Origin of the sequence: Planomonospora alba (genome assembly GCF_039534085.1) — a bacterium.
Lineage (GTDB): Bacteria > Actinomycetota > Actinomycetes > Streptosporangiales > Streptosporangiaceae > Planomonospora_B > Planomonospora_B alba.
Genome location: NZ_BAAAUT010000023.1, coordinates 92,771 through 111,992 on the forward strand (window position 1 = coordinate 92,771; position 19,222 = coordinate 111,992).

Annotated in this window: 15 protein-coding genes; 6 read left to right on the top strand and 9 right to left on the bottom strand. The window is 74.4% G+C overall.

Going from position 1 to position 19,222, the window contains the following annotated elements:
• The first annotated feature begins 101 nt into the window (after positions 1-101).
• The gene (locus ABD823_RS15875; RefSeq protein WP_344860210.1) at positions 102-1,619 is read left to right on the top strand and encodes a right-handed parallel beta-helix repeat-containing protein; all 1,518 of its coding nucleotides are present in this window, start codon (positions 102-104) and stop codon (positions 1,617-1,619) included.
• Between the two features lie 110 nt (positions 1,620-1,729).
• Here ABD823_RS15875 and ABD823_RS15880 read toward each other — a convergent pair whose 3' ends face one another.
• Positions 1,730-4,165, bottom strand: coding sequence for an ATP-binding cassette domain-containing protein (locus ABD823_RS15880; protein ID WP_344860213.1), 2,436 nt, complete (start codon positions 4,163-4,165; stop codon positions 1,730-1,732).
• A gap of 238 nt (positions 4,166-4,403) precedes the next feature.
• Positions 4,404-4,811 (bottom strand): RidA family protein, encoded by a 408-nt coding sequence (locus ABD823_RS15885; protein ID WP_344860215.1) that lies wholly within the window; start codon positions 4,809-4,811, stop codon positions 4,404-4,406.
• A gap of 70 nt (positions 4,812-4,881) precedes the next feature.
• On the opposite strand from ABD823_RS15885, the gene ABD823_RS15890 reads away from it, so the two are divergent.
• Together ABD823_RS15890 and ABD823_RS15895 are read left to right on the top strand one after the other, a co-directional pair.
• A complete protein-coding gene (locus tag ABD823_RS15890; RefSeq protein WP_344860216.1) occupies positions 4,882-5,694 on the top strand; it encodes a TetR/AcrR family transcriptional regulator in 813 nt (270 codons plus the stop codon).
• Entirely contained in the window at positions 5,648-6,310 is a 663-nt protein-coding gene (locus tag ABD823_RS15895) for an HAD family hydrolase (protein WP_344860217.1), read from the top strand. The genes ABD823_RS15890 and ABD823_RS15895 overlap by 47 nt, the downstream gene beginning before the upstream one ends.
• Before the next feature lie 54 nt (positions 6,311-6,364).
• Here the strand turns inward: ABD823_RS15895 and ABD823_RS15900 are convergent, their stop codons facing one another.
• The 3 genes from ABD823_RS15900 to ABD823_RS15910 all read right to left on the bottom strand — a co-directional run bounded on the left by ABD823_RS15900 (position 6,365) and on the right by ABD823_RS15910 (position 9,021).
• On the bottom strand, positions 6,365-6,679 hold the full coding sequence (locus ABD823_RS15900; RefSeq protein WP_344860218.1) for a DUF5709 domain-containing protein: 315 nt from the start codon (positions 6,677-6,679) through the stop codon (positions 6,365-6,367).
• A 127-nt stretch (positions 6,680-6,806) separates the two neighbouring features.
• On the bottom strand, positions 6,807-8,348 hold the full coding sequence (locus ABD823_RS15905) for a gamma-glutamyltransferase family protein (protein WP_344860219.1): 1,542 nt from the start codon (positions 8,346-8,348) through the stop codon (positions 6,807-6,809).
• Positions 8,349-8,400: 52 nt separating this feature from the next.
• Positions 8,401-9,021, bottom strand: a complete 621-nt coding sequence (locus ABD823_RS15910) for a pentapeptide repeat-containing protein (protein ID WP_344860220.1) — start codon at positions 9,019-9,021, stop codon at positions 8,401-8,403.
• Positions 9,022-9,344: 323 nt separating this feature from the next.
• Here ABD823_RS15910 and ABD823_RS15915 point away from each other — a divergent pair, with 323 nt between their 5' ends.
• A complete protein-coding gene (locus ABD823_RS15915) occupies positions 9,345-11,528 on the top strand; it encodes an amylo-alpha-1,6-glucosidase (RefSeq protein ID WP_344860222.1) in 2,184 nt (727 codons plus the stop codon).
• Between the two features lie 86 nt (positions 11,529-11,614).
• Here ABD823_RS15915 and ABD823_RS15920 read toward each other — a convergent pair whose 3' ends face one another.
• From ABD823_RS15920 to ABD823_RS15930, 3 genes are all read right to left on the bottom strand, one after another.
• Complete coding sequence (locus tag ABD823_RS15920; protein WP_344860224.1) at positions 11,615-12,766, bottom strand: glycosyltransferase family 4 protein; 1,152 nt, start codon at positions 12,764-12,766, stop codon at positions 11,615-11,617.
• Positions 12,767-12,967: 201 nt separating this feature from the next.
• Complete coding sequence (locus tag ABD823_RS15925) at positions 12,968-13,363, bottom strand: hypothetical protein (protein ID WP_344860226.1); 396 nt, start codon at positions 13,361-13,363, stop codon at positions 12,968-12,970.
• Between the two features lie 75 nt (positions 13,364-13,438).
• Positions 13,439-14,584, bottom strand: coding sequence for an acyl-CoA dehydrogenase family protein (locus ABD823_RS15930; protein WP_344860228.1), 1,146 nt, complete (start codon positions 14,582-14,584; stop codon positions 13,439-13,441).
• Positions 14,585-14,837: 253 nt separating this feature from the next.
• Here ABD823_RS15930 and ABD823_RS15935 point away from each other — a divergent pair, with 253 nt between their 5' ends.
• Positions 14,838-17,303, top strand: coding sequence for an ATP-binding protein (locus tag ABD823_RS15935; protein ID WP_344860231.1), 2,466 nt, complete (start codon positions 14,838-14,840; stop codon positions 17,301-17,303).
• A 52-nt stretch (positions 17,304-17,355) separates the two neighbouring features.
• On the opposite strand, the gene ABD823_RS15940 is transcribed toward ABD823_RS15935, so the two are convergent.
• On the bottom strand, positions 17,356-18,234 hold the full coding sequence (locus tag ABD823_RS15940) for a hypothetical protein (protein ID WP_344860233.1): 879 nt from the start codon (positions 18,232-18,234) through the stop codon (positions 17,356-17,358).
• A 156-nt stretch (positions 18,235-18,390) separates the two neighbouring features.
• On the opposite strand from ABD823_RS15940, the gene ABD823_RS15945 reads away from it, so the two are divergent.
• Positions 18,391-19,191, top strand: coding sequence for a tyrosine-protein phosphatase (locus ABD823_RS15945; RefSeq protein ID WP_344860235.1), 801 nt, complete (start codon positions 18,391-18,393; stop codon positions 19,189-19,191).
• Positions 19,192-19,222 lie beyond the last annotated feature (31 nt).

Sequence of the window (19,222 nt, forward strand, 5' to 3'; positions counted from 1 at the left end):
GAAGGAGTCCTCCGGGGCGTCCCAGCCGCCGGCCGACCACAGCCTCCGGGGTCGCCTACCAGGCGTACGGCTACGGCACCCCCGGACAGGAGGAGGTCGTGGTGAGCGGGGGCCGCCGGATCACCGGGTGGCGGGTGCGGGACGGCGTGTGGACCGCCGACGTGGGCGGTCTCGACACCCGCCAGCTCTACGTGGACGGCCGCCGCGCCGAACGGGCGCACATCGCGGGACTGCCCGGCGAGGCGCGCGCGACCGGCACGGGATACGTCACCGGCAGCCCGGAGCCCCGGGAGTGGCGCAGCCCCGCCGACGTGGAGTTCGTCTACCGGGGCGTCTATCCGTGGACCGAGGCCCGCTGCGGGGTGGCGGGCGTCTCCGCGGACGGCGGATCCACCGTGATCACCATGGCGCAGCCCGCGTACGGATGGGCCGGCGAACTGTACAACTCGACCTGGGAGGGGCAGACGTCGCACGGCCCCGGGCTGCCGACCCGGATCGAGAACGACGCCGCCTTCCTCCGCGAGCCCGGGACCTTCGTGCTGGACCGCTCGCGGCCCGGGCGGCACGTCCTGCTCTACCTGCCCCGCCCCGGCGAGGACCCCGAGCGCACGCCGGTCGTCGCACCGGTCCTGGAGACGCTGCTGAGCGCCGCCGGCGCCCGGGACCTCGCGTTCCGGGGGCTGACCTTCGCCGACGCCACCTGGCTGCGCCCCGGTCGGCCCGAGGGGTTCGTGCACTACCACGGCGGCGACTACTACGAGGGCGGCGGCGTCGAGACGGCCGTGCTGGGGGAGGGGGCGTCGGTGACGTACCCCGCCCGGTCGGCGGCGATCCCGGCCTGCGTGTCCTTCCGGGACGTGGCGGGCGTGGAGATCGAGGGCTGCCGGTTCACCCGGCTCGGGGCGTACGGGCTGGGCGTGTCCGGCGGTGACGGCGTCACCGTGCGCGGGTGCGACCTCGACACGCTCGCCGGGGGCGGCATCACCGTCTCGGGCGGGCGCGACGCCACGATCGAGGACACCTGGGTGCACCACGCCGGGCTCGACTACAGCGGCTCGCCCGGGATCTCCGTGCGCGGCGTGCACGGGTGCGTCATCGCGTCCAGCGAGGTCGCCGACGTGCCGCACTGCGGCATCGTGGCGGGCCCGGGCACGGGGGTCCGCGTGCTGCGCAACCTCGTCGCCGACACCATGCGGGTGCTGGCCGACGGCGGCGGCGTCTACGTGAGCGGGGCCGCAGGGGTCCTCGCCGGACGACGCGGGGCTGGTGCGGGGCAACGTCGTGGAGGACGTGCGCACGCCGTACAACTTCGGGCTCTACACCGACTACGGGACCGCCTGGCTGACGGTGGAGGACAACCTGGTACGGCGGGCGGACAGCACCGCCGTGCTCACGGTGGCGCCGCCGCTGGAGAACGTCGTCTACCGGGGGAACTTCTGGGACGCCGACCCCGTCGGGCACGACGACCCGCCCGGCGGCGTGACCTACGAGGGGAACGTGACCGTCGGCGACGAGCGGGAACTGGACGCGGCCACGGCCGGCATCCGGGCGCGGGCCGGGCTCGTGCACCCGCGCCCCGGCTCGCGGACGGAGGCGTACCGGAAGGCGTGACCGCGTGACCGGCGGCCCCGGCCCGGCGCGGGCCGGGGCCGCCGGTTTCCGGCTTACGGCCGGTTGACGTACTCGCGCGGGTGCATCGCGGCCGGGGGTGGGGCCGCCGGTTTCCGGCTTACGGCCGGTTGACGTACTCGCGCAGGTGCACCGCGGTCAGGGAGTCGCCGGTGGCGACGAGCTCGGCGGGGGTGCCGGTGAAGACGACCCGGCCGCCGTCGTGACCGGCGCCCGGGCCGAGATCGATGATCCAGTCGGCGTGGGCCATGACCGCCTGGTGGTGCTCGATGACGATGACCGTGTTACCGTCGTCGACCAGCCGGTCCAGCAGGCCCAGCAGGTGGTCGACGTCGGCCAGGTGCAGTCCGGTGGTCGGCTCGTCCAGGACGTAGACCGTGCCGCTGCGCGCCATGTTGACCGCCAGCTTCAGGCGCTGCCGCTCGCCGCCGGACAGGGTGGTGAGCGGCTGGCCGAGACCGAGGTAGCCCAGCCCCACCGCCTCCAGCCGCTCCAGGATCGCCCTGGCCGGACCGGTGGTGAAGAACCCGGACGCCTCGGCGACCGGCATCTCCAGCACCTGGCTGATGTCCTTGCCGCGCAGCGTGTACGCCAGCACCTCGGGGGTGAAGCGCCGGCCCTCGCACTCCTCGCAGACCGTCGCCACCCCGGCCATCATCGCCAGGTCGGTGTAGATCAGGCCGATGCCCTTGCAGGCCGGGCAGGCGCCCTCGGAGTTGGCGCTGAACAGTGCGGGCTTGACCCCGTTGGCCTTGGCGAAGGCGGCGCGGATCGGGTCGAGCAGGCCGGTGTAGGTGGCCGGGTTGCTCCGCCGGGAGCCGCGGATCGGCGACTGGTCGGCCACCACCACGCCCTGGCGCCCGGAGACGTAGCCGTGGATGAGCGAGCTCTTTCCGGACCCGGCGACGCCGGTGACGACGGTGAGCACGCCGAGCGGGACGTCGACGTCCACGCCCTGCAGGTTGTGCAGGTCGGCGCCCCGGATCGGCAGGTGCCCGGAGGGGCGCCGGAAGGTCTCGCGCAGCCGTGCCCGGTGGTCGAGGTAGCGGCCGGTGAGCGTGCCGGAGGCGCGCAGCCCGGCCAGGTCGCCGGCGTAGCAGAGCCGCCCGCCCGCGGCGCCCGCGCCGGGGCCGAGGTCGACCACGTGGTCGGCGATCTCGATCGTCTCCGGCTTGTGCTCCACCACGAGCACGGTGTTGCCCTTGTCGCGCAACTGGAGCAGCAGGTCGTTCATCCGCCGGATGTCGTGCGGGTGCAGGCCGGCGGTCGGCTCGTCGAAGACGTACGTCACGTCCGTCAGGCTGGAGGTGAGGTGCCGGACCATCTTCACCCGCTGGGACTCGCCGCCCGAGAGCGTGGCAGACTCCCGGTCCAGGCTCAGGTAGCCCAGGCCGATCTCCACCAGGGAGTCCAGGGTGGCGCGCAGGTTCGCCAGGACGGGCCCGACCTCGGGGGCGTCGAGCTTGCGGACGAAGACGGCCAGGTCGCTGATCTGCATCGCCGAGCAGTCGGCGATGCTCAGGCCGTCGATCTTCGACGAGCGCGCGGCCTCGTTGATCCGCGATCCGCCGCACTCGGAGCAGGGGAGGAGCTTGATCGCCCGGTCGGCGAAGGCGCGCGCCTGCCCCTTCAGCGACTCGCGGTCCTTGCCCAGGTACTGCTTGCGCACCCGGACGGCGAGACCCTCGTAGGTGAGGTTGCTGGAGCCGACCTTCACCTTGGTGGTCGGCTTGTGCAGGAGGTCCTCCCACTGCTGCGGGGTGAAGTCCCGCAGCTTGACCGCCGGGTCGTAGAAGCCCGAGTTCGCCATCACCTGCCAGTACCAGGTGTCCACCCCGAACCCGGGCGCCTTGATCGCGCCCTCGTTGAGCGACAGGTCGCGGTCGACGAGCTCGTCGACGTCGATGTCGGTGATCTTTCCGAGGCCCTCGCAGGCCGGGCACATGCCCTGCGGGGTGTTGAAGCTGAAGGCGTAGGCCGGGCCGGCGTGCGGGACGCCGAGCCGGCTGAAGACGAGCCGCAGCATCGTGTAGGCGTCGGTGGCGGTGCCCACGGTCGAGCGGGCGTTGGCGCCCATCCGCTCCTGGTCGACGATGATCGCGGCGCTCAGGTTGTGCAGCGCGTCCACGTCCGGCCGGTTGAGGCTCGGCATGAACCCCTGGACGAACGCGGTGTAGGTCTCGTTGATCAGCCGCCGCGACTCCGCGGCGATGGTGTCGAACACCAGAGAGGACTTGCCGGAGCCGGAGACCCCGGTGAAGACGGTGAGCCGCCGCTTGGGGATGTCGAGGGAGATCCCGGTGAGATTGTTCTCACGGGCGCCGCGGACCTGGATGAGGTCGTGGCTGTCGGCGGCGGTGCGGGCCGGTGCGGGCCGGGCCGCCGCGTCCGCCGCGGTGCCGGCCGGGCCGCTCCCCGCGGCACCGGCCAGGGACGGGCCGGCGTCCTGCCGGGGGGAGACGGATGATCCAGGTGATTCAGATGATTCAGATGAGGGCTGGCGTGAAACTGCTCCAGATCTGCTACCGGAATTCATGCCTTCGAGTATTCCATTGAAGTTGATGTATAGGCTTTCGCGGAGAATTCCCTGGCGAATCGGCGGTCATGCAGGAGAACCCTCAACTCCGACGTAACCCTTGCCGCGGACCGGAGAGTGGCCGCGCGGTACGGCCGGAGGCTGCGGCCGTACGGCGGGGCCCGGGGCCGGGCGGGCATCCCGGCGGCGCGGGAGGCCGGCGGGGTGCCCGAGGGGCCGGGATCCCGGGGTTCGGCGCTCAGTCGATGACCGCGGTGGCCTCGACCTCGACCAGCAGGTCGGGTTCTCCCAGGGCCGCGACGCCCAGCAGGGTGATCGGCTTGACCGGGTCGACGCCCAGCTTCTCGGCCGCCCGCGCGACGCCCTCGCCCAGCAGCGCCATCTTGTCCGGCGTCCAGTCGACGACGTAGACGGTCAGCTTGGCCACGTCGTCGAAGGACCCGCCGGCCGCGGCCAGGGCGGTGCCGATGTTGAGGTAGGCCTGCTCGACCTGGGCGGCCAGATCCCCCTCGCCGACCCGCCGGCCCTCGGCGTCGCGGGCCACCTGGCCCGCCAGGAACACCAGCTTCGAGCCGCTGGCGATCGACATCTGGCGGTAGACGTCGGGTTTCGGCAGTCCATCGGGGTTGATCAGGGTCACGGACATGTCCACTCCTCGGGTCGGTGCGGGCGGTCGGCCTCCCTCAGAACATAGCAACGTTATGTATTGTGGTGCCATGGTGAGGGTGAAGGATCCGGCGGTCCGCTCCCTGCTGATCGACCGCGCCGCGCAGCTGCTCGCCGCCCGGCAGCCGGTCACGCTCCGCTCCCTGGTGGCCGGGACCGGTGTCTCGACCATGGCCGTCTACACCTACTTCGGCGGCATGGAGGGCCTGTGGAGCGCGGTGCGGCAGGAGGGGTTCACCCGCCTGGCGGCCCGGCTCGCCGAGGTCCCGCCGTCGGCTGACCCGGTGCGGGACCTGGCCGCCCTCGGCGCCGCCTACCTGTCCAACGCCCTGGCCGTCCCCGACCTCTACCGGGTCATGTTCGACGCCGCGTTCGGCCTGGCGGACGCCGCGGCCGCGGACGGCACGCTGCACCGGCTGGTCGACGGCGTCGAACGGGCCGTGGCCGCCGGCCGCTTCCGCGACGACGTCGACCCGCTGGAGCTGGCCACGCAGAGCTGGGCCGTCGGCCATGGGCTGGCGTCGCTGGTGGCGACCGGTCCGCTGCCCCGCCAGGCGCTCGCCCACGGCGTGCCGCTGCTGACCGCGCTGTTCGTCAGCGCGGGCGACGCCCCCGGGCGGTGCCGTCGGTCGGTCGAACGCGGCTGGCGCCCGCTGCCGTCCGATCACCGCGCCGGGTCCTCCGGCGCGCGCGGGCGGGCATCCCGCCCCGGCGGCGGGCCGGGCCCGCGCGGGTGGAGCGCGCGGCCGGGACCGGGGCGGACGCCGCCCGAGGCGGCACTAGGATGCGGTGGGCCGAGCGAAGGGGAAGATCACCGTGATCAGGACAGTGGTGTTCGACGTGGGGGAGACCCTGATCGATGAGACCCGGATCTGGTCGCGCTGGGCCGACCGGCTCGGGGTCACCCGGTTCACCATGCTCGGCGTGCTGGGCGGCATGGCCGCGCTCGACCGCTCCTTCACCGAGGCCTTCCAGCTCGTCAGGCCCGGGTTCGACGTGGAGGCCGAGCAGGAGGCCTGGGAGCGGGACGACCCCGGCGGGCTCCGGGTGAACTTCGACGCCGACGACCTCTACCCGGACGTGCGGTCCGGCCTGGCGGCCCTGCGCGCCCTCGGCTACGAGCTGATCATCGCGGGGAACCAGCCGCCGCAGGCCTACGACGCGCTGGCCGCGATGGACCTGCCGGTGGACGCGATCCACACCTCGGACGGCTGGGGCGTGGCCAAGCCCGACCCGGCGTTCTTCGGCAAGGTCGTCGCGGTCTCCGGCAGGGAGCCCGGGGAGATCCTCTACGTGGGGGACAGGCTCGACAACGACGTGCGCCCGGCCCGCGCGGCGGGCATGCGCACGGCGCTGATCCGCCGCGGCCCCTGGGGATACCTGCACGCGGCCCGGCCCGAGGCGGCGGCCGAGGCCGACCACGTCGTCGGCGGCTTCGCGGACCTGGTGGCGGCGCTGTCGGCGCATCCGCCCCGCTGAGCGGCGGGCCGCCCGGTACGGCGGGCCGCCCGGCTCGGCGGGGACGGCGAGGACTCAGTACCTCGGGTCGACGCGGACCGCGCGCTCCTCGGCCGACAGGTCGCCGTCGTCGACCCCGGCGTCGGTGGCGTACGCCTGGTCCGTGTCGTACGGTCCGAAGCCCTGGTCGGGGGCGATCAGCCGGTCCGAGCCGCGCGGCGTCCGCCCGCGCTCCCGCGCCTCACGCCGCAGCCGCTCGTCGAGGCTGTCCCGGTGCCGGGGGTCGTCGGCGAGGATGCGGTGCTCGAAGCCGAGGTCGTTGGTCGCCTGCTCGAACTCGAAGGCCTGCTCGTCACTGAATCCGTATCTGTCCGGAGGTGATTGGCTCATACAGGGATATTTGCCCCATATTGGCGGAAAATCTCAAAGGTGTCGGATCTCATGCCGTCCCCGCCGGATTCCGGCGGGGCCGCCGGCGGACTCCGCCGGAACCCGGCGGCGGCGCTGACGGGTCCCGTCAGAACCCGGCGGCGGCGCCGATGACGGAGCGGGGGTCGGCCGCCCCGGCCAGCATCCCGGAGGGCAGCACGTCGATCAGGTGGGCGTGGCCGAACGCCGAGCCGTACGGCAGCGCCGCCACGGGGTGGCCGCGCCGCGCCAGCTCCTCCCCGGCCCACGGGGCCCCCTCCTCCAGCTCCACCACGGCCTCGTCGGGGGCGTTCCAGGTGTCGAAGCCGGTCCCTCCCGTGCCCAGCCGCCAGCGCGGGGTCCCCACGGCCTCGCCGGGCTCCTGGCCGTGCAGGAGCAGGCGGGTCAGGATCTGCAGCACGATCTGCGGCTGCCCGTCGCCGCCCATGGTGCCGGTGACCGCCCGCAGCGAGCCGTCCGGGCGGGTGACCAGCGCCGGGACCAGCGTGTGCGGGGGGCGGCGGCCGGGGCCGTACTCGGCGGGATGGCCCGGGACGAGGGAGAAGCCGATGCCCCGGTTGTGCAGGTTGATACCGGTCCGCGGCTCGAAGAGCAGGCTGCCGAACCCGGCGGCGTTGGACTGGATCAGCGAGACGCCCATGCCGTCGCCGTCCACCGCGCACAGGTAGGTGGTGTCGCCGGGGGCGGCCAGGTCGCGCAGCGCGGCCCGCCGGTCCCGGGAGACCATCGCCCGGCGCTCGGCCGCCGAGTCCAGCGCCGCCTCGACGCGGGCGCCGTCGAACAGCAGCTCCGGCCGGTCGTGACCGGCGACCCGGGACGCCTCGACGAGCAGGTGCGCCCAGAGCGGGTCGGCCGGGTCGGCGGGCAGGTCGAGCCCCTCGGCGACGGCGAGCGCGAGCAGCAGCAGGTAGCCCTGGGAGTTCGGCGGCATCGTCCACACGTCGTGCCCGAAGACCCGCCTGCCGAGCGGCCGCGTCCACTCCGCGGCGGGCCGGGCCAGGTCGTCCTCGGTGTACTCCCCGGCGCCGAGCGCGAGCAGCCCCTCGCCGAACTCGCCGAGGTAGAACCCCTCCCGGCCGCCGGTCAGCGCCTTCAGCGCCCGGGCCACGCCGGGGCGCCGGATCGGGTCGCCGGCCGAGCGCGCGGCGGCGAAGTCCTCGCAGAGCGGGCCCACCGTCGGCAGGGCGGGCACCATCAGCGGGGAGACGGGGAAGCCGCCCTCGGCGTACCCGATCGCCGGGGCGAGCACGTCGGCCAGCGGCAGCCTGCCGTACCGGGCGTGCAGGGCCAGCCAGCCGTCCGCGCAGCCGGGCACCGGGACGGAGCGCACGTCGTGGTGGAACGGCATGCGCTCGTGTCCCTCGGCCCGCAGCCGCTGCGGGTCGGCGCCCGACCCGGCCCGTCCGGAGGCGTTCAGCGCCGCGGGCACCGGGGAGCCGTCGTGCACGAGCGCGAACAGGTCGCCGCCCAGCCCGCACAGGTGGGGCGAGGTGACGGCCAGCACGGCGTTGGCCGCGACCGCGGCGTCGGCGGCGGAGCCGCCCCGCTCGAGCATCGCGACCCCGACCCTCGACGCCAGGTGATCGACGGTGCATACCATTCCGGAACGTGCGTATCGGGTGTTGCGCATGCCCAGAGCGTACGGCCCGGCCCGTCGCCGGCGTCACACCGGCCGCATCCGCCTACTCCACGCGCACGTCGAGGCCGAGCGCCGTGGCGAGCGTGACCGCCTGGCGGACGTCGATCACCGCGTCCTTCAGCTTGACGCCGAGCGGGTCCACCGCCGACAGGTCGCTCCCGCGCAGGTCGCAGCGGGACAGGTCGGCGCCGTGCAGCCACGCGCCGGACAGGTCGGTCCCCCGCAGGACCGCCCCCTCGCAGCGGGCGCCGGTGAGGTCGGCCTCGCGCATGCGCACGTCGGTGAAGGAGGCCCCGGCCAGGGGCGCGCCGGGGAGTCCGACGAGCGCCCAGTCGCCGCCGTCGACCTTCAGCAGGTCGAAGGTGCAGGCGTCGAACACGCTGCCGGTGAACTTGCACGCGGTGAAGGCGGCGTCGAAGAACGTGCACCGGGTGAAGGTGCAGTTCAGGAACGCCGTCCCCGTGTGCCGGGAGGCGTTGAACCGCACGTCGCGGAAGGAGCACTCGGAGAAGAGGGCGCCGTCGCTGGTCGACTCGGTCATGTCCACGCCGATGAAGGCGACCCGTTCGTGCACCTGGCCCGAGAGGTCCTCGCCGTCCCAGTCCGCGCCGCGGACCGTCGTCTCGGTCGGCGGCGCGGGCACGCCGTGCTTGCGATCGGCCATGGGGTCTCCTTGGAGTCGGTGCCGAGCCGCCGGTCGGCGGGGTGCCGCGGCGGCCGGGCGCGGATCCCGGACGGCGTCCGCCCGTCCCGCTCGGCGAGCCCGCCGGGGGTCGCCCTGCGCGTGGGGTCGGCCGGGGCCTCGGAGGCGTCCCCCACGGGGCCGAGTATAGGCAAGTTTTCGCTTGCATAACAATGCTCGCGGGCGGACCACCGGCCGGCCTCCACGCGGGCGCGGCCCCGGCGCCGCCACCGCGGAGCGCGGGCGGCGTAACGTAATGGGCATTCCAAAGACGTGCAAAGACGAGGAGTACCGCTAAGGAGGACATGCCGGTGAACGCGTGGACGTTCGAGGGCCAGCCGCAGACGCTGGGCGACACGGTCACGCTGGTCGAGGGAGGATCCTTCTGCGTGTGCGGCCCGAACGGGGACATCCGCTCCGGCGGGGCGCAGGGGGTCTACCATTCCGACACCCGGTTGCTGTCACGCTGGGAACTGCGGGTGGACGACGTGCCGGTGGAGGCGCTCCAGGTGATCCCCGCCGAGCCGTACCACGCCACGTTCCTCGGCAGGACGCGGCCGCGCCCCGGGCAGGCGGAGAGCACGCTGCTGGTGGTCCGGGACCGCTACGTCGGCGGAGGGCTCCGCGAGGACCTGGTGCTGCGCAACCTCTCGGAGGAGCCGGCCGGATGCGTGGTCGCCCTGCACGTGGGCACCGACGCGGCCGACCTGTTCGAGGTGAAGGTCGAGCGGGTCCGGCACGCGGGCGAGGTCGAGGCGACCCCGCACCCGTCCGGCCTGCGCCTGTTCGCGGCCGACCGCTCGCGCGGGGCCAGGATCACGGTGGAGCCCGACGACGCGCTGACCGCCACCCCCGGCCTGCTCACCTTCCGCGTGGTCGTCCCGGCCCGGGGGGAGTGGCGGACCACGATCCAGGTGAACCCGATCATCGAGGGGGAGGAGTCCTCCGCCTCGTTCCCCTCCCACCACGCGCTCGAACACGCCGCCCCGGCCCGGCGGCTGGCCGACTGGACCCGGCTCAGCCCGGACATCGCCACCGACAGCCCCGCCCTGGCGGAGGTCCTGCGCCGCTCCCGCCAGGACCTGGGGAGCCTGCGGCTGTTCGACCCCGACCATCCGGAGGACCCGCCCACGATCGCCGCGGGCGCGCCGTGGTTCATGACGCTGTTCGGCCGCGACTCGCTGCTGACCTCGTGGATGGCGCTCCCGCTCGACCAGTCCCTGGCGCTGGGCACGCTGCGCCGCCTGGCCCGGCTGCAGGGGCGCAGGGTCGACCCCCTCACCGAGGAGGAACCCGGCAAGATCATGCACGAGCTCCGCTTCGGCGTGGAGACCGGAGCCTCGCCGCACGGCGGCCACGCCTACTACGGGTCGGTGGACGCCACCCCGCTGTTCGTCATGCTCCTGGGCGAGCTGCGCCGCTGGGGCCTGCACCCGGAGGCCGTCGAGGAGCTGCTCCCGCACGCCGACGCCGCCCTCGGCTGGATCGAGACCTGCGGCGGTCCCGACGGCCTGCTGTGGTACCGGCGCAAGACCGACCAGGGGCTGGTCAACCAGGGCTGGAAGGACTCCTTCGACGGGATCAACTTCGCCGACGGGTCCATCGCCCGCCCGCCCATCGCCCTGGCCGAGGTCCAGGGGTACGTGCACGCCGCCTACGTCGCCCGGGCCCACTTCGCCCACGAGGCGGGCGACGCCGCCACCGAGCGGCGCTGCCTGGAGCGGGCCGCGGCGATCCGGGAGGCGTTCAACGAGCGGTTCTGGCTGGCCGACCGCGGCTACTACGCGATGGGCCTGGACGGCTCCGGCCGCCCCATCGACGGGCTCGGCTCCAACATGGGCCACTGCCTGTGGACCGGCATCGTCGACGAGGACAAGGCGGCCTCCGTCGCCGAGCACCTGATGTCGCCGGCGATGTTCACCGGGTACGGCGTGCGCACCCTCGCCTCGACCATGGGCGCCTACAACCCGATGAGCTACCACAACGGCTCCGTCTGGCCGCACGACAACGCGCTGATCGCGGCGGGCCTGATGCGCTACGGCTTCGTCGAGGAGGCCCAGCGGATCGCCGTCGGGCTGCTGGAGGCCGCCCGGGCGTTCGGCGGGCGGCTGCCGGAGCTGTTCTGCGGGTTCGACCGCTCCGAGTTCCCCCACCCGGTGCCCTACCCCACCTCCTGCTCCCCGCAGGCGTGGGCGGCCGCGGCCCCCGTCCAGCTGCTGCGCAGCCTGCTCCGGCTGGACCCCTGGGTGCCGTACGGCAAGGCGTGGCTGGCCCCCGCCCTGCCGGAGGGCTTCGGGGAGCTGCGGATCTCCGGCCTGCCCCTGGCGGGCTCCCGGGTGACCGTCGAGGTGCCCGCCGGCGGCGGGCCCGTCACCGTGTCGGGCCTGCCCGCGGGGATCGAGCTGATCACCGGGCCGCGCGACCCGGTCACCGCCTCGGGCCGGGACTCCGCCGACCCGCACCGGGACCGGCGGCTGCTGGCGAGCTGAGGGGGCCCGCACCGGCCACCGGCGGCCGCCGGGGGGCTGAGGGCGCCGCGCCCCCGGCGGCGGCCGCGGGCGGGACGCCCGCGGTGTCAGGCCCCCTGGCCGCTGTAGGCGGTGGCCTTCGCCCCGGCGTCGGAGCCGGTGCGGCGCTCGCGCCCGGCGGTCTGCGCCAGGAGCCGGTGGTAGACGCGCTCGTAGCCCCTGGCCATGACGTCGAGGTCGAACCTGCGCTCCACGTGCCGCCGGCAGGCGAGCGGATCGATCGCGCCGGCGCGCTCGATCGCGCCCGGCAGCTCGCCGGGGTCGGAGCAGATCAGGCCGGTCCGGCCCTCGGCCACGACCTCGGGGACCGACCCCCGGCCGAGGGCGACCACCGGTGTGCCGCAGGCCATGGCCTCGATCATCACCATGCCGAACGGCTCCTCCCACAGGATGGGGAAGAGCAGGCAGCGGGCCGCGGCCAGCAGCTCGCGCTTGCGGGCGGCGTCGGCCTCCCCGACGTACTCGGCGTCCGGGCCGAGCCGGGGCCGGACGTACTCGTCGAAGTAGGCCTGCTCCACCGCCTCGGTCAGCTTGCCTGCCAGCACGATGCGCCGTCCCGCCGCGCGGGCGGCGTCGATCGCCAGGTGCGCCCCCTTGTCGATGTTGAACCGGCCGAGCCAGAGCACCCAGTCCTCCTTCCGCTCCCGCAGCGGGAAGGTGGAGACGTCCAGCGCGTTGTGGACGGTCCCGGCCCAGTTGAGGTCGGGGGCGATGCGCCGCTGGGCGTCGGAGATGGCGACCAGGGAGACGTCGCCGCCCAGCGCCCGGTAGTAGTCGGCCAGCTCGCCGGCGACCGAGCCGTGGCAGGTGACCACGGTCGGGACGGCGCGGGCGGCCGCGGTCAGCGGTCCGGCCAGCGAGTGGTCGTGCACGATGTCGGCGCCGGTGCCCGCCAGCAGGCGGCGGGCGCGCGCCACGTGCAGCACCTCGGGCAGCGGTTCGCCGATCCGCTCCGACGGGGCCGTCTCGTAGGTCCGCAGGAAGCGCCCGGGGACACCGGATCGGCCGGCGCCGACGAGCGTCACCTCGTGGCCGCGCCGGGTCAGGCCGGTGACGAGGTCGGCGAGCATGGCCTCGATCCCGCCGTAGGCCCGGGGCGGCACGTCGTACCACGGCGGTGCGATCATCGCGATGCGCAGTCCGCCGGCCCGCTCGACCCGCCGCTCGGGACGCTGCGAAAGATCAATCAGAGAACCCAACTCGAGAACACCTCCCAGCAACGCCGGGGCGGGGGTGCGCCCCGGACCCTCCGTGCCAGAGATCCACTGAAAGAGTTCGTGATCTCGGTCAGAGAGGATAACCCGGCGTGCCGCCCGGCCCGCGGGCCGGGTGCCGCGCCGCGCAGGCGCTTGCGGCCGGCCTCGTCGAGCGGCCCGGAGACGGGCGGGACCGGCGGGGCGTCAGCCCAGCATCACGCCGAGGAAGAGCGCGGCCAGCGCGGACAGGCCGCTGAGCGCGCCGAGCACGGCGATGCCGCGCCGGGACGCCGCACGGGCGTGCAGGAAGGCGGCGACGCCGGAGACCACCACGACCGCCACCTTCACCTCCAGGGTGCGCCGGTAGGCGGGGTCGTCGCCGAGCCCGTCGAGCAGGTTCCACACGCCGGTGGCGAGCAGGATCGCGTAGGCCGGCCAGGCCACCCGGTTGAACGCGCGGGCCGCGGCCTTGGTCACCCCCTCGCCGGTCGCGCGCAGCGCCGGGACGAGGAAGGCGAGGGTCAGCTGGCCGCCGACCCAGACGCAGGCGGCCAGCACGTGGAGGAAGACGCGGACGGTGTCCAGGGATACGGAGAGCACGCGGACACCGTAGTGTCCGCGTGCCCCGGTCCCGCCACGGGGGCTCCCCCTCCCGCTCCGGGGCTCCCCGGGAGGTCAGAGTCCCAGGTCGCGGCCGATGATCTCGCGCATGATCTCGTTGGACCCGGCCCAGATGCGGGTCACCCGGGCGTCCATCCAGGCGCGGGCGACGCGGTACTCCTTCATGTAGCCGTAGCCGCCGAACAGCTGCACGCAGGCGTCCAGCACCTGGCCCTGCACCTCGGAGGTCCACATCTTGGCCTTGGCGGCGTCGACCGCGCTCAGCTCGCCGGCGGCGTGCGCCGCGACGCACTGGTCCACGAAGGCCTGGGAGACCTCGACCTTGGTGACCAGGTCGGCCAGGACGAACTTGTTGTGCTGGAAGGAGCCGATGGCCTGGCCGAAGGCCTTGCGCTCCTTGACGTAGGCCAGGGTCTCGGCCAGCACCGACGCCGCGTGCGCGAGGTTCGCCACCGCCGAGCCGAGGCGCTCCTGCGGCAGCCGCTCCATCATCGCGATGAAGCCCCGGTCCACCTCGCCGATCACGTTCTCGGCGGGGACGCGCACGTTCTCGAAGAACAGCTCGGCGGTGTCGGCCTCCGGCTGGCCCACCTTGTCGAGCTTGCGGCCCCGGGTGAAGCCCTCCATCCCGGTCTCGACCGCGAACAGCGTGATGCCCTTGGCCCGCTTCTCGGGGCTGGTGCGGGCGGCCACCACGACCAGGTCGGCGCAGTAGCCGTTGGTGATGAAGGTCTTGGAGCCGTTGACGATCCAGTCGGAGCCGTCGCGGACCGCGGTGGTGCGCAGCGCGGCCAGGTCGGAGCCCCCGCTCGGCTCGCTCATGCCGATCGCGGTGATCATCTCGCCGGAGCAGAAGCGGGGCAGCCAGCGCTTCCTCTGCTCCTCGGTGGTCAGCTCCACCAGGTACGGCGCGACCACGTCGTAGTGGATGCCGAGACTGGAGGAGAAGGCTGCGCCGGCCCAGGACAGCTCCTCGCCCAGCACCGCGTTGAAGCGGTAGTCCCCGGCCGCGCTCCCGCCGTACTCCTCCGGGACCTCCAGGCCGAGGAAGCCCTGCCGGCCGGCCTCGAGCCAGACCTCCCGGTCGATCAGGCGGTTCTCGATGAACTCCTCGGCGCGCGGGGTGATCGACCGCGCGATGAACTCCCGGACCGACTCGCGGAAGACGTCGTGGTCGGGGCCGTAAACGGTTCGCTTCATGACATGTCAGTGTACCGACCGGTTGGTATGGGCGGGCCGGGGGTGAACCGGGCCCCTGTCTGGTTGAATGAATCTTGGAAGGCCGCATAGGCGGTGCGGGGACCGCCGTCTCCTCCGGGGGTAGTGAATGCCGGGCTCGTCACCTCTGCCCGACCGCAGTGACGCCGATCCGTCCTCCGTACCGCACCCGGCGCCGCCGCGCAGGGGCGCGGTCCCGCTCGCGGCGCCCGCCGCGGCCGGGATCCTCGCCGCGGTGGCCAGCATCCTGGCCACCTCACTGGACGCGGTGGAGCTGCCCACCGCGGCCAAGATCGGCATCACCGTCTTCGCCGGGCTCCTGGTCGGGCTGCTGACCTGGGCCACGGCGGACCGGCGGCACTCGCCCGCCGCCGCCCTCGCGGGCGCCTCCTGGCGCCCGCCCGACCAGTGGCCGCCGGTCCCCGCGCACTTCACCGGCCGCGGCGAGTCGCTGGCCGAGCTGCGCGAGGTGTTCGGCGGGCGCCGCCGCCCGCGCGACCCGGACGGAGCCGCCTCCCCGCTGGTGGTCTCCCTCTACGGCAGGGGCGGGGTGGGCAAGTCCGTGCTGATGACGCGGTTCGGCCACGAGGTCGCCGGCCGGTTCCCCGACGGGCGGCTCTACGCCGACCTGCGCGGTGCGGTGGGCGCCCCGGTCCCGCCGGAGGAGGTGCTGACCGGCTTCCTGCGGGCGCTCGGCGTGCGGCTCACCACCGACCCCGGCGGCCTGGAGGAGCTGCGCAAGCTCTGGCTGACCTGGACCAAGGGGCGGCGCATCCTGATCGGCCTGGACAACGCCGAAGGCGGGGACCAGGTCAAGGACCTGATCCCGGCCGAGCCCGGCTGCGCGGTGATGATCACCTCCCGGCGCCCGCTGTTCCTGCTCAACACCTACGACAAGCAGCTGTCGGTGTTCGGCGAGGCGCAGGGGGTGGAGCTGCTGGCCCGGCTGGCCGGGGGCGAGCGGGTCGCGGCGGACCTGGAGTCCGCCCGGGAGATCGTGCACATGTGCGACGGCCTGCCGCTGGCCATCAGCATCTGCGGCGGACGCCTGGCCACCCGGCCGAACTGGTCCCTGGGCGAGCTGGCCGGGCGGCTCCGCGACGAGCGCCGCCGACTGGACCAGCTCGAACTGGCTCCCAGCCTGGACAAGAGCGTGCGCGCCTCGCTCCAGTTGAGCTACGACGCCTGCACAGGCCTCCAGCGCCGCCTGCTGCGCGCCTTCAGCCTGCTGACCGCCCCGGACGTGCCCGGCTGGGTCGCCGGAGAGCTGCTCGCCACCTCCGAGCTGGACGGCACCGACCAGCTGGAGGCGCTCATCGACGCCCAGCTCGCCGAGTGCTCCGGTGTCGACTTCGCCGGGACGATGCGCTACCGGCTGCACGACCTGGTCCGGATCTTCGCCCGTGAGGCGGCCGCCCCCGACGAGGCGGACGGTCCCGGCCGGGCGGCCGTGGAGCGGGTGCTGGCCGGCTACCGCCGCAGGGCCGAGGCCGCGGCGATGGCCCGCTGGCCGCAGGACTGGGGCCGCAGCGGACGCAGGGGCGATCCGGCGACGACGGAGCGGGCCGAGGTCTCGGCGGCCGACTGGCTCAACGCCGAGCGGCTGACCCTGGTCGCGCTGGTCAACCAGGCGCGGAGCATGGAGATGTGGGAGGCGGCCTGGGGGCTGGGCCGGGCCTTCTGCTCGCTGTGCCACTCGCTGCGGGCCTACTGGGCCGACTGGCGGGCGGTGGCCGAGATCGTGTACGAGGCCGCCGGGCACCTGGGCGACCGGCGGGCGCTGGGCATCGCGCTGCTGGACCGGGCCGCGGTGGCCGGGGGCCAGGGCAGCAGGCAGGACGCCTGCCGGGACGCCGAGCGCGCCCTGGAGATCTTCACCGGGCTCGGCGAGCGGTGGTGGGCCGCACGGGCGATGCGCACGGTCGGCATGACGCTGTTCAGCGACGGCGCCCTCGACCGGGGCCAGGAGCACCTCACCGACGCGGTCGCCGCGTTCAAGGACGAGGGCGACCGCTGGTGGGCGGCGCGGACCCAGCGCAACCTGGCCGAGCTCCGGCTCGCCCAGCGCCGGACCGAGGAGGCCCGCGCGCTCCTGGAGGAGGCGCTGGAGGTGTTCGAGCGCGACCGCAACCGCTACTCGGAGGCGCAGACGCTGCGCGCCTACGGCGAGGTGCTCGGCGCCACCGCGCGGAGCCTGCACGACCGGGGCGAGGTCCGGGCCGCCCAGGAGTACTTCGCCCGGGCGGGCTTCAGCCTGGACCGCGCCGCGGAGATGTTCCGCGCCCGCGGGGAGGAGTGGGAGGTCGCCCGGTGCCTGCGCGCCGCCGGGGAGGTCGGCAACCCGGCGAACCGGCTGACCGAGCTGAGCCACGTACGGCAGGCCGCCGACCTGCTGGTCAAGCTGGGCGACTCCTGGGGTGTGGCCAGGACGGAGCTGTCGGCCGGGCGCGTGCACGCCAGGGCCGGCCGGACGCGGGAGGCGGCGGAGGCGTTCGAGCACGCCGCGCGCGCCTTCGAGGAGCTGGGCGACCGGTGGTGGATGGCCCGGTGCCTGCGCCACCTCGGCGAGGCGCACCTGGAGGCGGGCGACCGGCAGGCGGCGGTCGAGGCGCTCACCCGGGCCCAGGACGTCTACCGCGGTCTCGGCAACCGCTCGGGCATGGGGCGCACGCTGGAGCTGCTGCGCCGGGCCCGGGAGTGACCGCCGTGCGGCGGTGCCGGGCCCGGGAGCGCCCGGCCCGGCCGCCGGGTCCTCACGGCCGCTCGGTGCCGATCAGGTTCCCGCCGGCCCGGCGGGCCCGCTCCATGTCCGCCAGGAACGCCTCCCTGACCTGCCGGGCCTGATCGGTCAGCCGCTCCAGGGGCGGCAGGGCGGCCCCGTCCCCGGCGATCTCCGCGACCAGCTCCTCGTAGCGCGGGGCGCGCTCGGCCAGCGCCTCCAGCTGCCGGTAGGAGCGGTAGACCGCGTCGGCCCTGCGGACCTGCGCGGCGTACTCCTCCAGCGCCTCGACCCGCTCCACCAGTGCGGCCAGCGCGGTCTCCAGCGCCTCGCCGTAGGGGGCGAAGGCCTGCGCCACCTCGGGCGGGGGCGCGCCCGGCACGATCCGCCGGTGCTCGGCCCGCATCTGCGAGAGCCGGACCAGCCGGGTGGCGATCCGCCAGACCTGCTCGGGCAGGGTCACCGCGTTGTCGATCGCGTCGAGCAGGCCGTCGCGGTTGACGTGCGAGCCGAGCACCGCCTCGGCGGCGTCCTGCGCGCGGCGGAGCAGGGCGCCGCACTCGTCGTCGAGGTCCTCGGGCACGACGAACCTGTCGGCGTGCTCGCGTGCCGCCCGCCACCGGCGGCGCTCCCGGCGGGAGCCGGAGCCGACGGTCAGCGCGCATCCCGCGGCGAAGACGCCGGCCATGACCGCGGCCGACAGGAGGCCGCTGAGTCCGGCGACCGCCCAGGCCAGCAGCAGGAACGCGGCGGAGGCGAACACGGCGAACGGATCCGGGGCCGCGCGGGAGGGAACGGGACCGGGCCGCCGGGAGGCCCTCAGCACCCGGGGGTCGGCGCGGAGCAGGGCGGAGACCCGTTCGGGCAGGGCGGGGTCGACGACCGGGCGCGGCGGGCGGATCAGCGGTTCCACATGACCTCCTCACGGCGGGCGGCGGCTGATTCCACTTTTCATCACCCTGCGGCCGATATGGGGTTTTGGGAAGATAAGCGGCTATTTTCAATATTTATGGTGGTGAGTACCACACGTTAACGGTGTGGCCATATCCGGCTGTATAGACTCCCCGTGATGAACGACTTCACGCGATGGATCGATCTGGAAGGCGCCGTCAACGTGCGCGACCTCGGCGGGCTCGCCACGGTGGACGGCGGGACCACGCGCTTCGGCCGGATCTACCGCTCCGACAACCTGCAGGGGCTGACCGGGCGCGACGTCGAGCGGCTCGTCGCCGACCTCAAGCTCCGCCACGTCGTCGATCTGCGCTCCGGCCCGGAGGTCTTCCTGGAGGGGCCGGGCCCGCTCACCCGCGTCCCCGAGGTGAGCATCCACCACCTCACCCTCTTCGCCGAGGGCGGCAGGCACACCGACGCCGAGGCCGACACGATCGACGCCGAGCGGGTCCTGCCCTGGCAGGAGCGGGTGGAGGAGGAGAAGCTGGCCGAGCTGCGGGTGACCGGCTTCTACTACGGCTACCTGCGCGACCGGCCCGACTCGGTGCTGGCGGCCCTGCGCGCCATGGCCCGCGACGACGGCGCCGCCATCGTGCACTGCGCGGCGGGCAAGGACCGCACGGGCGTGCTGTGCGCCCTCGCCCTGGAGGTCGCCGGGGCCACCCGGGAGGCCATCTTCGACGACTACGCGGCCACCGGCGAGCGCATCGAGCAGATCCTGGCCCGGCTGCGGGCCAGCACCACCTACCGCGACGACCTCGACTCCCGTCCGGCCGACGACCACCGGCCCCGCCGGCAGTACATGGAGCAGCTCTTCGAGGTGCTGGACGAGCGCTTCGGCGGCCCCCTCGGCTGGCTCGCCGCCCAGGGCTGGACCGACGCCGACACCGCCGCACTGAGATCCCGGCTGCGCGACTAGGCCGCCCGGCCGCCGGCGGCTCCCGGGAGCC

Excerpts from the sequence above, each read along its gene's own strand:
- ABD823_RS15900 (WP_344860218.1), bottom strand. The coding sequence starts at position 6,679 with ATGAGCCAATCACCTCCGGACAGATACGGATTCAGTGACGAGCAGGCC.
- ABD823_RS15905 (WP_344860219.1), bottom strand. The coding sequence starts at position 8,348 with ATGCGCAACACCCGATACGCACGTTCCGGAATGGTATGCACCGTCGAT.
- ABD823_RS15885 (WP_344860215.1), bottom strand. The coding sequence starts at position 4,811 with ATGTCCGTGACCCTGATCAACCCCGATGGACTGCCGAAACCCGACGTC.
- ABD823_RS15880 (WP_344860213.1), bottom strand. The coding sequence starts at position 4,165 with ATGAATTCCGGTAGCAGATCTGGAGCAGTTTCACGCCAGCCCTCATCT.
- ABD823_RS15910 (WP_344860220.1), bottom strand. The coding sequence starts at position 9,021 with ATGGCCGATCGCAAGCACGGCGTGCCCGCGCCGCCGACCGAGACGACG.
- ABD823_RS15890 (WP_344860216.1), top strand. The coding sequence starts at position 4,882 with ATGGTGAGGGTGAAGGATCCGGCGGTCCGCTCCCTGCTGATCGACCGC.
- ABD823_RS15930 (WP_344860228.1), bottom strand. The coding sequence starts at position 14,584 with ATGAAGCGAACCGTTTACGGCCCCGACCACGACGTCTTCCGCGAGTCG.
- ABD823_RS15945 (WP_344860235.1), top strand. The coding sequence starts at position 18,391 with ATGAACGACTTCACGCGATGGATCGATCTGGAAGGCGCCGTCAACGTG.
- ABD823_RS15915 (WP_344860222.1), top strand. The coding sequence starts at position 9,345 with ATGCCGGTGAACGCGTGGACGTTCGAGGGCCAGCCGCAGACGCTGGGC.